General features: G+C 65.8%; 10 protein-coding genes and 3 pseudogenes. 3 read left to right on the top strand and 10 right to left on the bottom strand.

Annotation, left to right across the window (positions count from 1 at the left end; genetic code table 11):
- Positions 1-193: 193 nt before the first annotated feature.
- Positions 194-1,978 carry a gamma-glutamyltransferase family protein gene (locus tag MKK63_RS05725; protein ID WP_243999526.1) on the bottom strand — a complete coding sequence of 595 codons (1,785 nt, stop codon included), beginning with the start codon at positions 1,976-1,978 and terminating at the stop codon, positions 194-196.
- 60 nt (positions 1,979-2,038) lie between these two features.
- Positions 2,039-3,655 (bottom strand): annotated as a pseudogene (locus tag MKK63_RS05720) (ABC transporter substrate-binding protein).
- 170 nt (positions 3,656-3,825) lie between these two features.
- Between MKK63_RS05720 and MKK63_RS05715 the strand changes: the two are divergent.
- Positions 3,826-4,518, top strand: a complete 693-nt coding sequence (locus MKK63_RS05715) for a DNA glycosylase AlkZ-like family protein (RefSeq protein ID WP_243999524.1) — start codon at positions 3,826-3,828, stop codon at positions 4,516-4,518.
- Between the two features lie 66 nt (positions 4,519-4,584).
- Here MKK63_RS05715 and MKK63_RS05710 read toward each other — a convergent pair.
- The 3 genes and pseudogenes from MKK63_RS05710 to MKK63_RS05700 all read right to left on the bottom strand — a co-directional run.
- Positions 4,585-4,986 (bottom strand): annotated as a pseudogene (locus MKK63_RS05710) (LysR substrate-binding domain-containing protein); the annotation flags it as partial.
- Positions 4,984-6,318, bottom strand: a pseudogene (gene istA / locus MKK63_RS05705) (IS21 family transposase); the annotation flags it as partial. The pseudogenes MKK63_RS05710 and istA, both read right to left, overlap by 3 nt.
- A gap of 272 nt (positions 6,319-6,590) precedes the next feature.
- Entirely contained in the window at positions 6,591-6,884 is a 294-nt protein-coding gene (locus MKK63_RS05700) for a hypothetical protein (protein ID WP_243999522.1), read from the bottom strand.
- 71 nt (positions 6,885-6,955) lie between these two features.
- Here MKK63_RS05700 and MKK63_RS05695 point away from each other — a divergent pair, with 71 nt between their 5' ends.
- Together MKK63_RS05695 and MKK63_RS05690 are read left to right on the top strand one after the other, a co-directional pair.
- Positions 6,956-7,921: an IS481 family transposase gene (locus MKK63_RS05695; protein ID WP_243999520.1), complete on the top strand. Its 966-nt coding sequence runs from the start codon at positions 6,956-6,958 to the stop codon at positions 7,919-7,921.
- A 228-nt stretch (positions 7,922-8,149) separates the two neighbouring features.
- Positions 8,150-8,785, top strand: a complete 636-nt coding sequence (locus tag MKK63_RS05690; RefSeq protein WP_243999678.1) for a methyltransferase domain-containing protein — start codon at positions 8,150-8,152, stop codon at positions 8,783-8,785.
- A 57-nt stretch (positions 8,786-8,842) separates the two neighbouring features.
- Here MKK63_RS05690 and MKK63_RS05685 read toward each other — a convergent pair whose 3' ends face one another.
- From MKK63_RS05685 to MKK63_RS05665, 5 genes are all read right to left on the bottom strand, one after another.
- On the bottom strand, positions 8,843-9,529 hold the full coding sequence (locus MKK63_RS05685; RefSeq protein ID WP_243999518.1) for an SDR family NAD(P)-dependent oxidoreductase: 687 nt from the start codon (positions 9,527-9,529) through the stop codon (positions 8,843-8,845).
- Positions 9,526-9,984: a hypothetical protein gene (locus tag MKK63_RS05680; protein WP_243999516.1), complete on the bottom strand. Its 459-nt coding sequence runs from the start codon at positions 9,982-9,984 to the stop codon at positions 9,526-9,528. The genes MKK63_RS05685 and MKK63_RS05680 overlap by 4 nt, the downstream gene beginning before the upstream one ends.
- 140 nt (positions 9,985-10,124) lie before the next feature.
- On the bottom strand, positions 10,125-10,316 hold the full coding sequence (locus MKK63_RS05675; protein ID WP_243999514.1) for a ComEA family DNA-binding protein: 192 nt from the start codon (positions 10,314-10,316) through the stop codon (positions 10,125-10,127).
- A gap of 173 nt (positions 10,317-10,489) precedes the next feature.
- Positions 10,490-11,374 (bottom strand): NAD(P)H-hydrate dehydratase, encoded by an 885-nt coding sequence (locus tag MKK63_RS05670; RefSeq protein WP_243999512.1) that lies wholly within the window; start codon positions 11,372-11,374, stop codon positions 10,490-10,492.
- Positions 11,371-12,102 carry a histidine phosphatase family protein gene (locus MKK63_RS05665; protein WP_243999510.1) on the bottom strand — a complete coding sequence of 244 codons (732 nt, stop codon included), beginning with the start codon at positions 12,100-12,102 and terminating at the stop codon, positions 11,371-11,373. The genes MKK63_RS05670 and MKK63_RS05665 overlap by 4 nt, the downstream gene beginning before the upstream one ends.
- Positions 12,103-12,540 lie beyond the last annotated feature (438 nt).

The raw sequence follows: 12,540 nt of genomic DNA, 5'->3' as shown, positions 1-12,540 counted from the left end.
CATTGGTGCCTTTGCGAGGCTGCCGAGGGTCGTGCGGCTATCGCTGCTTGTCCTTCCGGGTGCCGAAGGCCTGGGCGACGTGCAGGGGAGATGGGCGCCGACAGCTCCTATCGTGAGGTTTGGCCTGAGGCGCCTGTCTGCATCTCCGTATCGCTAACGACGCCAAGTCAGTTCTGTCGATCCATTCGACGCTTCAATAGGCCAAAGCGAAGGCGGGAAACACCTCCGACTTGTTGCCGCGCGGATCGGACCCAGCCTCAAGAACCCCCGTCTCCAGATGTCGCTCGGTCCCGCACAGGTAGCCCTCCGTCCAGGGCGGCGCGGGATCGATCTCGTGGCCGCGGGCGGCGAGCCCGTCCAGGGTGTCTCGGCCGACGCTCGTCTCGATCCGCAGGCGGTTGAGGTAGAAGTCGTGGGGGTGGAACAGCGCCGGGAAGTGCTCACTGGAGAACTTCGGCGCCTCGATCGCTGCTTGGAGCGGCATGCCGAACACGACGCGGTTCAGGAAAAACTGCAACTGCCACTGGTCCTGCTGGTCACCGCCCATGCTGCCGAAGGCGAGCCAGGGCTTACCGTCCTTCAGGGCGAGGCTCGGGCTGATGGTCGTCCGCGGACGTTTGAAGGGCGCGATGACGTTGGGGTGATGCGCGGGCTGCAGCTGGAAGTTGGAGAGGCGCACGCCGAGGGGAAAGCCGAGGGCTGGAACGACCTCAGCACTCTTGATCCACGCCCCGCTCGGCGTGAATGCGGCGGTGTAACCGGCCTGGTCCATCGCGTCGACGTGGACTGTGCCAGGTCCCCAGGACAAGCCGCCGAGCCGCTCTTCGGGCGGCAGAAGGGCCGTACCCGCCCAAGCGTCGCCCGGACGCAGACTGCGGTCGGCATACTCCCCCACGAGCGCGGCGCGCAGCGAGCCGTAAGCGTCGGAGATCAACGTCTCTGTCGGCACTGAGACCTGCAGGGGGTCGCCGTAGAACTGCTCCCGGTCCGCGAAAGCCAGCTTCATCGCCTCAACGACGAGATGCACGTAAGCGGCGGAGTTGTGGCCGAGCGCCGCGAGGTCGAAATTCTTGAGGATCGACAGGGTCTGAAGGACTGCAGGCCCTTGGGTCCAAGGTCCACATTTGTATAGGTCTATCCCCGCGTAGCGGACCGACAGAGGGCGCTCGACCGGTACTTCGAAGCGCGCGAGATCTTCGCGGGTGAGGAAGCCGTCGTGCCGGGCGACGAACGCGGTGATCTCGGCGGCAATGTCGCCCTTGTAGAAGGCCTCAAACGCTGCGTGTAGGCCGGTCTCGCGCGATCCGCCTGTCCGGCGTTCCTCGTTGGCCATAAAGTCGAGCATGCCGGCCAGGGCTGGGTTGCAGATGATGGCGCCCTCTTGAGGCGGCTGTCCGCCCGGCAGGTATACGGCTGCCGATCCCTGCCACTCTCGCTGGAAGCGCTCTGCGTTGTCGAGGATGCCGAACTTGTGCTGGCGCAGCAGCCCGGAATGGACCGGGAAACCGCCGCGCGCCAGATCGCGTGCCGGAGCGCTTACATCGGCGAAGCTGAGGCGGCCGTAGCGGCGCAACGCCTCTAACAACGCCCCAGGCGCACCCGGAACGCCCGCAGCCAACGGCCCATCCGGGGGAACCTTGTCGTACCCGCGCCGCAAGAACGCCTCTGGCGTCGCAGTCGCCGGCGCGACGGTGTTGCCGTTGACGCAGACCACCCCGGCCTCGCCGGGCGCGGCAATCAGGATCGGGATTTCGCCTCCGATCGTATGCATCTGCGGGTTGACCACGCCCTCGACGAGGCAGGCGGCCACGGCGGCATCGACGGCGGTGCCGCCAGCCTTCATGATCTCGATGCCCGCCATTGGGGCGAGGTAGTGCTCGGCCGCCACCGCTCCGTGCTGCCCGAAGATGCGCGGGTGGAAGGTGACGGTATCGGTCGGCATCGCGCGAAAGGCGCGGGGGCTCTGGAGTCCTGTCATCGCCAGATCATCCGTTCGAAAGAAACATGCCTGAGGCTGTCGGGTCGCGGCGCGCCAGCCTCAGGCGAAAGTCGAGAGATCCTGGAACCAGTGCTGGGCCTGCACATAATCCTTCACCCGCGGCGAAAGCGCATGGGGATTGGTGTCGTGGACCACCCAGACCTGGACCGCGTCGTCCACGACGATCTAGTGGATCCGCGCCAGCAGCCTGTTCTGCTCGTCCGCATCGAACGTGGCCTTCACCTTGTCGCAGAGGGCGTCGACCTCTGGATTGCGGTAGTGGCTCCAGTTCACGCCGATCGGGGCGATCTGCCTCGAATCATAGAAGCGCAGGATTGCGTTGAACGGATCCGTGGTGACGTAGGCAACGTTACTCGCCGTGACCCCCTTGAGACTCGGATCCCCCGCGCCCTGACGCCAGGCCGTGTAGGCCACCTCCTGCTCGACCGTCTTGAATTCGACCTGGATGCCAATCTCGGCCCAGCCCTGTTGGATGAACTCGTTGATCGGCAAAGACAGCATCTGACCGGTGCCGCCGGTCGGGATCAGGATCGTGGCCTTGACGGGGTTCTTCACCGAGAAGCCCGCTTCCTCGACGAGCTTGCGCGCCGCATCGGCGTCGGTCTTGATCTGGAAGCTCGGCTTGCCGAACCACGGGCTCGATTGTAGCACCTGCCCGACGGCCGGCTGGGCGAGGCCGCCCATGAGCTGGACCACGCCCGCGCGGTCGACAGCGAGGTTGGCGGCCTTGCGCAGGCGCAGGTCCCGCCAGGGCGAACCCTCCAGCATCGAGAGATGATAGTTCCAGACATGCGGTGTGTCGTTGCCGACGATGCGCATGCCGGCGCCCTTGAGGCGCGGCACAGCATCGGGCGCCGGCAACTCGATCAGGTCGACATTGCCCGACAGGAGTGCGTTCACCCGGGCGAGATCCTCCGGCACGCAGGTGAGTGTGAGCTTGGCGAGCTTCGGGACCCGCTTGGGGTTCCAGTACCCTGCATTCGGCAGTAGTTCGAGCCGCACCCGCGGGACGAGCTGCCCCATCCGGAACGGCCCGGTGCCCGACGGCTCGAAGGCGAACTTCGCCCAGTCGCGTCCGACCTTCTCGTATTGCGCCGGCGAGGAGATCAGGAACCAGAGCATCTGGTAGGGAAACAGGCTGTCGGGCGCCTTGGTCGTCACCTGGACGGTCTTTGCGTCGAGTTTCCGGTAGCTCGCCACGCCTGGCACGCGCGGGCGGACCTGGGCGGCCTGCCGCTGGTCGAAATGCGGCGCCTCCTTGTTGAGCACCTTGTCGAAGTTCCAGATCACCGCGTCGGCATCGAAGGCCGAGCCGTCGTGAAACATCACCCCATCGCGGAGGTGGAAGGTCCAGACCTTTGGGTCGGCCGGGTCACTCTCCCAAGAGGTGGCGAGCCCGGGGATCATCTTGCCCGGCCGGTTCGCGACGTCGAGCTCCCAGGCGACCAGCGGGTCGTAGAGGGTCAGACCGGTGAACTGGTAGCCGCCCGCGCCCCGGTCCGGCTGACCAGTGGTGAGCGGCAGGTCGGTCATCGAGATGCCGTAGGTCAGGCTGCCGGGCTCACTCGCTGCCCACGCTCCTTCGATCGCGCTGAGCGCGGCTATTGTCACACCGCCGACCATCAGTGTGCGACGGGATGGAAGAACTCTTGTCATCGCGACACCTCAATGAGGCCAACGAAACCTTGCACGCATATTCGTCGCGAGGCGGCCTACTAAGACTATGAGTAATTTTTATTTCTTCGAAAGATATAGAAAGTTTCTGAACGCTCATCTTTTACGCATCCTGCCCGGGCCGGTGGCATACGCATCGGCATACGTCCGAGTTGAGCCACATCGGCCAGCGTTTCTGGGCTGGGCTAGTCGCATCGACGCACCGTTGGGGCAGCTTCGAGCGTGTGTACGATCTGCCCGAGCGGGTGCTGCCCCGCGCCGTCCTCGCACGACCGACGCCGGACCCCGTAGACGCCCGGCGCGAGCTCCTCACGCGATCGGCGGAGGCGCTCGGCGTGCCGACGGCGAACGAGCTACGCGACTACTTCCGCCTTTCGCCGGCAGATGCACGTCTGCCCATCGAGCAACTCGTCGAGGCGGGCGTCCTCGTTCCTGTACCTGTTCGCGGGTGGCAGCAGCAGGCCTACCTGCACAAGGATGCGCGGCCCGGCCGCGGGCACGGCGGCGCGGCCCTCCTTTCGCTCTTTGACCCGCTCGTCTGGCACCGTCTGCGGACCGAGAGGCTATTTGGGTTCCGGTACCGCCTCGAGATCTACACGCACGCCGACCAGCGCGAGCACGGCTGCCACGTGCTTCCGTTCCTGCTGGACGGCGCGCTCGTCGCCCGCGTCGACCTGAAGGCGGACCGCAGGGCCGGCGCGCTGATCGTTCTGCGGGCGCTCTTCGAGCCGGAGGCGCCGGCAGACACGATGGAGCGGTTGATCGGAGAGCTTCGCTTGATGGCGTCGTGGCTCGGCTTGTCAGACGTCGGGGTCGTGCTGGCCGCCGGCCTGCCGAGCGGGTGACATCGACTGGTCGGGCGAGCTTCGATGATAAACCCCAAGTCGCGCCGGAGACGGTACAGCTACTTTTCAGGCACGAGCGCGCGCAGGCGCGCCGCGCTCCGTTGGCTTGAGGCGAGCACGCCAGATAGAGCGCTCGACCAAATCCCCGATCACGCTCGCCAGAACCTCGGCAACAGCCTCGCTGCCGCGGGCGTTGAGGGTCCGCTGGGAGACGACGACGGAGAGCCGCCACGACGGAGACGGATCAACGATCGGGATGGCGACTATTTCTCCGCGCTCGATCTCCGCGGCCAAGGCGAAGTGTGGCATGACGGTCGCGAACGCGTGGGCACGCACAAGCTCCGCGATCGCTGGCAGGCTCTCACAATCCGTAGCGACTGGTGTGACGTCGTGGCGAGCCCCAAGCTGCTCAATCACGACCCGAAGCACATTCGGTCGTCCCGGAAGCACAACGGGTAGCTCCTGCTTAATCGCGTCGGTGACGGCCGAGGCCACGACGTCCTTCGGCATCGCCTCCATCAGGCGCAGCACCTGGATGAACTCGCGCTTGCCGCGGTTGCCCATGCGCGCCTCCAAGAGGTGGCGCAGGTGCTGGAACGCCTCGGGCAGATCCCAGCCCTGGAGCGCGGCCGCCTGGTCGAGAGCGTTCGGTTTGGTCTCGATCAGCGCGAGGTAATGCAGCGGATCGGACACGAACACGCCCGTGCCGTAGCTGCGCTCATGCCGGGCGATCTCGATGCCGCCACACAGGATTACGACCTCCTCGACGAAGCCCTTCACCAGCACGTCTTGGAAGCCGTAGGCGGTCGGCACCGAGTAGTCGTTGCAGCGGTAGCGAACCAGCGCGGTCGAGGAGACCCGCCCAGTCCGCTTCTCGCACGGCTCCAGCGGGACCGCCGGCAAGGAACGCAGAACGGCACAATCGGCGACCAGTCGCGTGCCGATGCTCTCGGCATGCTGTCCGGCCCTCTCATCCTGCCGGGTCCGGCAGCGTCGCTCCAGATCCGCGTTCAGCGCCTCGAACGAGGCCGCCTCCGGGGCCGGGGTCATGAAGTTGGACCGGGCGTACTTGACCAGGCCTTCGACCTTGCCCTTGTCGTTGCCCTTGCCCGGACGCCCGAAGCGGTCCCGGAACAGGTAGTGGCTCACCAGCTCGGTGAAGGCACGGGTACGTTCGCGCTGGCCTCCGCCGCAGATCTTGGCGACCGCGATCTTGGTGTTGTCGTAGAGGATCGACAGCGGCACGCCGTCGAAGAACTCCATGGCAGCGACATGCCCGTCGAGGAACGCCTCGGTGGTCTCCCGCGGATACGCCTTCACGAAGCAGGCGTCGGAGTGCGGCAGGTCCATGCAGAAGAAGTGGATCTTCCGGCGTACGCCGCCGATGGTGGCGATCGCTTCGCCGAAGTCGACCTGGGCATGACCCGGCGGGTGCGCCAACGGCACGAAGGTCTCCCTCCCGCTCGCGCGTGCGATCCGGACGTGGTCCTTCACCACCGTGTAGCCGCCGCCGTAGCCGTGCTCGTCGCGCAGACGCTCGAAGATCCGCTTGGCCGTGTGACGCTGCTTGACGGGTGCGATCCGGTCCGCCTCCAGGATCGCATCGATCACCGGCAGCAGCGGCCCCAGCTTCGGCTTCTCGATCGGCTTCGAGCGCGTGTAGCCCGGTGGCAGTGAGAACCGGCACATCTTGGCAATCGTCTCGCGATTGAGCCCGAATACCCGAGCTGCCTCACGACGAGAGTGGCCGTCGATGAAAACGAACTGCCGAACGGCCGCGTAGACTTCCACGGCAAACATCCTGGGCCCCTCCCGAAAGAGAAGCCTCTCCACTGGCCGGCTTTTACCCCGGCCGCATCAGCACCCCGCCGACGCTCCAGTGGATGGTTTTGTCACCGCCCTACACAACTATCGCGCACAGAGATTGAGTTAGATCAGTTTAAAACTGTAATTATCCAGTGACCGACGTTGCGGATTCGCAACATGCTCGATGCGAGCAGTTGCACCATCAGTACCCGCCGCAGCCCCGATGTTCGGTCAAACCGAGCTGATCATGCTGGCCCTTGTGGCGATTAACGGAACGGGGAAGGAAAGTTGGCGATCATGTGGATGGCCCCGTAGGAGGCCGCGAATTCAAATTGCGCCTGACGCTTGTCCGGCACGAGCTGCGCCCGTACCGTCGCTGCGAGATACGCGAATGGGGCATGACTGCTCAGGTAGGCCGCACTGATTGATTGATGCCCGAACGTGGTGAGATCAGGCTTGAGGGTATACGGGCGCGGTCGATCGCTGACGGCCTTAACGGCCAACACGGCGAGTTCGCCGTCCTGGAACACATGCTCGATCAGCGCTGCAGTAACCGGCATCGTCTCTGCGGAGAATGTTTGATCCCTCGGTGTGGCGGTACGGTTGACCACCATGCTGCGAGGGATGCGCTATGGGCCAGGTTCTCCATGGAAGCGCCACCACGACGGAGGCGGTCCGTCGCGCAATACAGCTACGTCAAGACAGCGTGAGAGGGGCAGCCAAGCGCTACGGCGTCAGCCCGACGACGATCCAGAAGTGGCGAACTCGGCAGACGACGGGCGATGCCGCCATGGGGCCGAAGCAGCCTCGTTCGACGGTTCTGACCCCAGAGGAGGAGGCCGTCATCGTAGCCTTCCGGCGGCACACGCTGTTGCCGCTGGATGACTGCCTCTACGGCCTGCAGCCCACGATCCCGCACCTGACCCGCTCGTCGCTGCACCGCTGCCTTGAGCGGCACGGCATCAGCCGCCTACCAGAGATGGAAGGCGACAAGCCCAAGACGAAGCGCTTCGCCGATTACCCCATCGGCTACAGGCACATCGATATCGCCGAGGTCAGGACAGAACAGGGCAAGCTCTATCTGTTTGTGGCCGTCGATCGAACCTCAAAGCTGGCTTTCGCCAAGCTGGAAGCAGAAGCCAACCGCTACATCGCTTCAGACTTCCTCCGGGAACGGGTCGCCTTCGTGCCGTACAAGATCCACACGGTGTTGACCGACAACGGGGTGCAATTCTGCCATGCCCCACGCAACCGCTCAGGCCCGACCGCCCTCTACAGCCGGCACATGTTCGATCGCGTCTGCCACGAGCACGGCATCGAGCATCGCCTGATCAAACCCAACCATCCGTGGACCAACGGTCAGGTCGAGCGGATGAACCGCACCATCAAGGACGCCACGGTCAAGCGCTACCACTACGAGACCCACGAACAGCTCCGGGTGCACCTGCAGCTGTTCGTGGACGCCTACAACCATGCCCGTCGGCTGAAGACCCTGCGCGGCCTCACGCCCTACGAGCATGTCCTTCAGGTCTGGACGAAAGAACCCGAACGCTTCAGGATCGATCCGTCACACCACATTCCGGGACCATACACCTAGAACGGCATCCATCGCCGACGATCACGATTCTCGTCTTCCCTGCGACCGCGGAAATGGCGCCTGCTCAGCCCCATGACGACCCGTTTGCGCGCCCCACCGTGCCGATGCGGCGACGAGGACATCTCCCATCAGGGGCGGTCCGGCCCTCTTTAGGGCGAGACATCGGATCTGTTCGCGTACGCGTCCTCGAGGCCGGCGCGCCGTTCGATACCGGAGACACACGTGATGATGGGTCAGGAATTGTCAGACTTTCCACCGGACGCATTCGCCAAGTACGACCGCGACCCAGATCCTCTGTTCTACGCGCATCCCCGCTTCGTGACCCATATCGATGCCGCGGCGATTGCAGCAGTGACCAACCTCTATAGGGAGATCGTCCCGGCGGGCGGCGACGTTCTCGATCTGATGTCGAGTTGGGTCAGTCACCTGCCGGAGGACGTCGCCTATGCCAGCGTCATCGGGCATGGCCTGAACGCAGCAGAACTCGCCGCCAACCCGCGCCTGACACGGCATTTCGTTCAGGACCTCAACGCCGATCCGCGCCTGCCCGTCGATACGGCATCCGTCGATGCCGCGCTGATCTGCGTGTCGGTGCAGTACCTTCAGCAACCTGTGGCCGTCCTGTCCGAGATCGCGCGCGTGCTGCGCCCCGGCGCCCCTGTGGTGATCAGTTTCTCGAACCGCCGCTTTCCGACCAAGGCTGTCGCCATCTGGAATGCCCTCGACGGTGCAGGGCACGCTCAGCTCGTCGATTTGTACCTTCTCCGCGCTGGTTTCGCCCGCACGGAAGCGCGGGTCCTCAAGCCCGAGGGAGGTTCCAGCGATCCCATGACTGTCGCGATCGGCTGGACTGCCGCAGGGTGAGGAACCCGTGTCGGGCCTCATGCCGTTCGTCGCCGAGAGACACGCGCGCGGTGTCGGCTACCACGGCACCGTCGCGCCCGTATGATCGATGAACGTGCAGCCGCGCTGACCGAGCTGCGCTTCGACGACCGCGACCATTCCGCGGGCGCTGGTGTCCACATCGAGGGTTGCGCGACGGCCGCCGAGATCCGTCCGCACCCATCCCGGGTGCATGAGGAGGACGCCCCACCGCACCCCGGAATGCTGACCCGCGAAAGACCGGGCCAGGGTATTCAGGGCTGCCTTGCTTGCCCTGTAGCTCCCCCACCCACCGCCGCGGTTCAGGGAGACCGAGCCCAGCTTCGACGTCATCAGAACGATAAGGCCATCCTCGGCCACGCGCTTGTTGAACGCCTCTGCGAAACGGATCGGGCTCAGGGCGTTCGTCTGAAAGACCGCGGCGGCGACGTCGCGGGGTATCTGCCCAGCGGGAATACCCGCCTGTGTCGCGACACCAGCGACGACGAAAACGATGTCGAAGGCCGGCCTATCGGCACACGCGTTCGCAAACCCGCGGACGGCGTCGTCATCGTCGATATCGATGCCTGTCGCGATGGCCAGCGCGCCCCGGCCGGCGAGGTCCGAAAGGGCAGCGGACGGCTTGCGGACGGTGGCGGTCACATCCCACCCGCGTTCGAGGAAGCGCGCAACCAGGCCCAGGCCAAGCCCACGCGACGCCCCGACGATCAGCGCGCGGCGCTTCATACGGCCTGTGCCTCCCGTCCAGAACCGAGTTCACCCAGCGCCGCCGCACAGGCATGGGCGAGAACGCTGGAGGTCGGGATCGGCAGATCCTCGTGACCGCTGATGACCGTCGTTCCAGCGGAATCGGGCAGGGAACGGGGAACATGGTGATCGACCAGCACCGTCGGCACACCGGAGATGATGTCCCCCGCCTGAACCCCTAGATCGGTCACCACGATACCCCCTGGGCTTCTGGACGCCAGTGCCTCCCGGGTCGCCGGCGCCCAGAGCGAGGCGCCCCGGCCGATCACCTGCACGTCCACGGGGCCATATCCGGCGCGCTCCAGGGCACGGCCCAGGATCGCCCCCGCCGATACGCCGTCGGCATCGTCGTGACAGAGAACGATCGGCGGTTTCGGGCCGAAGCCTGAAACCGCGCGGGCGAACGCTGCGCCATGGGCCACCAAATCCGTCATTGTTTGTCGATCCCGGTGCGAACGACGTCTCCCCGGCCTACCGCACCGTTGCGGACAGGCTGGAGGCCATTGTGAACAAGCCTAGGCTCACCGGACCCGGATGGGCGGGCGACGATCGGCAGGCCGCTGACGACGAGCATTCAGCTTGCCGCGATCGTGACATGGTCCGAAATGCCGTCCGTCTTGCCGCTCAGGCCCGGCACCTCATCAAGCTGTTGCAGGCTGGTGAACCTGCCGCGCTCCTCGCGGTAGCGCACGATTTCGAACCCGTGGCCCTTCAGGGCCGCCACGATGTCGCGTTCGTCCGCCGTCGAAGTGTTCAGATCAATCAATGCGTGAATCCTTCAACGCGATGCAACGCTTGGCTCGCCGAACCTGCGCTCGACCATCGTTCGGCTGCCGTGGGGGATCGTCCGGCCGCAGGCGGATGCCGACAGAACAGGCTGTGGCCCGCGATGCGGTTTGGGCTGCGCCGCCGTGCGAAGGCGGCTCGTGCGGCCCGACCTCAGGCGGACGCCTCGTACAACAGCCGAGGCACCTCGCCCGACAATTCCCGGGCGAGGAAGCCGATTGGACCGACCGACGCGGCCAATCGCCGTCCGGCCTCTCCGTGCAAGTAGACGCCCCACAGAGCCGCCGTCAGCGGGTTCACGCCGCGAGCGAGCAACCCGACGACGATGCCCGCGAGCGCGTCGCCGGAGCCGGACGTCGCCAACCCTACGCCGCCGCCTTCGTAGAGCCAGCGCGCACCCTGCGGGTCGACGATCCAGGTCTGGGCTCCCTTCATCACGACGACCACCTGCAGCAGATCGGCGGCTGTAAGCGCTGCGTCGAGTGGATCCGCCTCCACGGCGTCCCGGCTCCGATCCAGCAGCTGCGCCATCTCGCCGGCATGGGGCGTGATCACGACCCGGCCCTTATGACGTCGGACGTCATCGGCATGCGCGGCCAGGGCGCAGAGTGCGGCCGCATCAAGGATGAAGGTGGCTGCTGGAAGCGCCTGCAGAAGTTCGACTGCCATTGCCGTCGTTGGCTTGCTCCCCAGCAGGCCGGGCCCGACCAGAAGGGCATCGCAGCCCTTCGCCGCCGTGCGCAGGCATTCCAAGGCGCGCACACCGTCGATGCTGCCCTCGGAGGTCTCCGGAAGACCGATCACCATGGCTTCCGGCACCGTCAGCGCCATGCCGACGGCTGCGCTTTGGACCGTGGCGATCTTCAGCTTGCCAGCCCCGGCGCGCAGAGCCGCCACGCCGGCCAACAGGGCTGCACCCGGGACTGAAGCCGAACCTCCGAGGATAAGCGCGCTGCCGCGTTCATCCTTGCTGCCCTCCCGGGGTGTCGGGAGCGACTGGTCCTTGAGCGTCGCAGCTGTCAGCAGGGTAGGGTTCATCGGGCGGCCACGTTCGCGTCAGGCTCGGAGGTGATGGAGGCGCCTGCTTCGGCGACCGGGGCGACGAAGTTGTACCGCTCCAGCGCGAGCGCTCCGATGCCAGCCGCATGGGGATCGAAGACGTATTCTGTGATCGAGCAATTGGCGACATCGCCCGCGGCATCGATGGCGAGAATCTCCGCCTCCGTCATGTCTTCGATCAGGTAGCGCAGGCAGAGCACCACGACCTGATGCGCGACAATCAGAACCCGCCGCTCGGCGTGGTGGAGCGCAAGGGTGTTGAGGGCGCTGCGGAGGCGCAGGATCACATCGCACCAACTCTCGCCAGACGGAGGCCGATGATAGAACTTACCGAGGCGCTGTCGCATCGCGGCCTGCTCGGGATGCAGTTCCTCGACCCCGGCCCGCGTCAGCCGGTCGAGGATGCCGAGTTCCCGCTCGCGCAAGCGCTCATCGATTGTCGCGAGCGGCGCGTCCGGCGCCAAGCCGCCGGCGGCCCGGATGTGTTCGGCGGTTTGCCGCGCCCGAAGGTAGGGCGACGTCAGAACGATCTCGGGCTTGCTGTCGCCCGGCAATTCCGCGAACCAGCGTCCGACAGCGTCGGCCTGGCGCTCGCCCTGGGTGCTGAGGGGAACATCGACATCCCGCTCGGCAATGTCGATCCGCGCCGAGTTCGCGCTGTGAGCCGCATCTGCCGCGACGTTGCCGGCGCTTTGGCCGTGCCGCACGATCCATAACCGGCTCGGCCAGCGTTGCTGCATCGAAAGCGTTCTCCCTCAGGTATTTGGCAACGCCTGCCATGCCTGCCGGTTCGCACCGATACCCCAACTCCTGGGCTGAGGCGGACTGTCACGCCGCCCCCGTCTGCCGTTCCCTTCTCGCTTAGAATGGTTCGGCATAAGCCCATCCCCTTTCACGGTGCGTTGTCCGAAGCCGAGCAGCTGCATTCGGCCATAAACGGATCGCGCCGTCGTCCTGTCTCGCGTCTGGGACGGGTGGGATTTGGCTGGTCCGCCGTCGGGCGGCCATGCAGAAGCAGCGGGCATCGCCCGGGCGCCCACGGCCCGACCCATGGCACGTTCTGGGCAGGCCCTGGGCCGATCTGCCCGTAGCCGCTCGATAAACCGAAACGGACAATGAGGCCTTGAGCAGATGATCGTCTGCGA

It is taken from the genome of Methylobacterium sp. J-088, from assembly GCF_022829295.1.
In the GTDB taxonomy this organism is placed as follows: Bacteria; Pseudomonadota; Alphaproteobacteria; order Rhizobiales; family Beijerinckiaceae; genus Methylobacterium.
The sequence above is the reverse complement of the archived record's forward strand: the minus strand, read 5'-3'. Positions and strand labels throughout refer to the sequence as shown.

Bases quoted from the DNA above. Each gene is read 5' to 3' on its own strand.
- MKK63_RS05725 (WP_243999526.1), bottom strand. From the start codon at position 1,978: ATGACAGGACTCCAGAGCCCCCGCGCCTTTCGCGCGATGCCGACCGAT.
- MKK63_RS05700 (WP_243999522.1), bottom strand. From the start codon at position 6,884: ATGCCGGTTACTGCAGCGCTGATCGAGCATGTGTTCCAGGACGGCGAA.
- MKK63_RS05695 (WP_243999520.1), top strand. From the start codon at position 6,956: ATGGGCCAGGTTCTCCATGGAAGCGCCACCACGACGGAGGCGGTCCGT.
- MKK63_RS05690 (WP_243999678.1), top strand. From the start codon at position 8,150: ATGGGTCAGGAATTGTCAGACTTTCCACCGGACGCATTCGCCAAGTAC.
- MKK63_RS05685 (WP_243999518.1), bottom strand. From the start codon at position 9,529: ATGAAGCGCCGCGCGCTGATCGTCGGGGCGTCGCGTGGGCTTGGCCTG.
- MKK63_RS05680 (WP_243999516.1), bottom strand. From the start codon at position 9,984: ATGACGGATTTGGTGGCCCATGGCGCAGCGTTCGCCCGCGCGGTTTCA.
- MKK63_RS05670 (WP_243999512.1), bottom strand. From the start codon at position 11,374: ATGAACCCTACCCTGCTGACAGCTGCGACGCTCAAGGACCAGTCGCTC.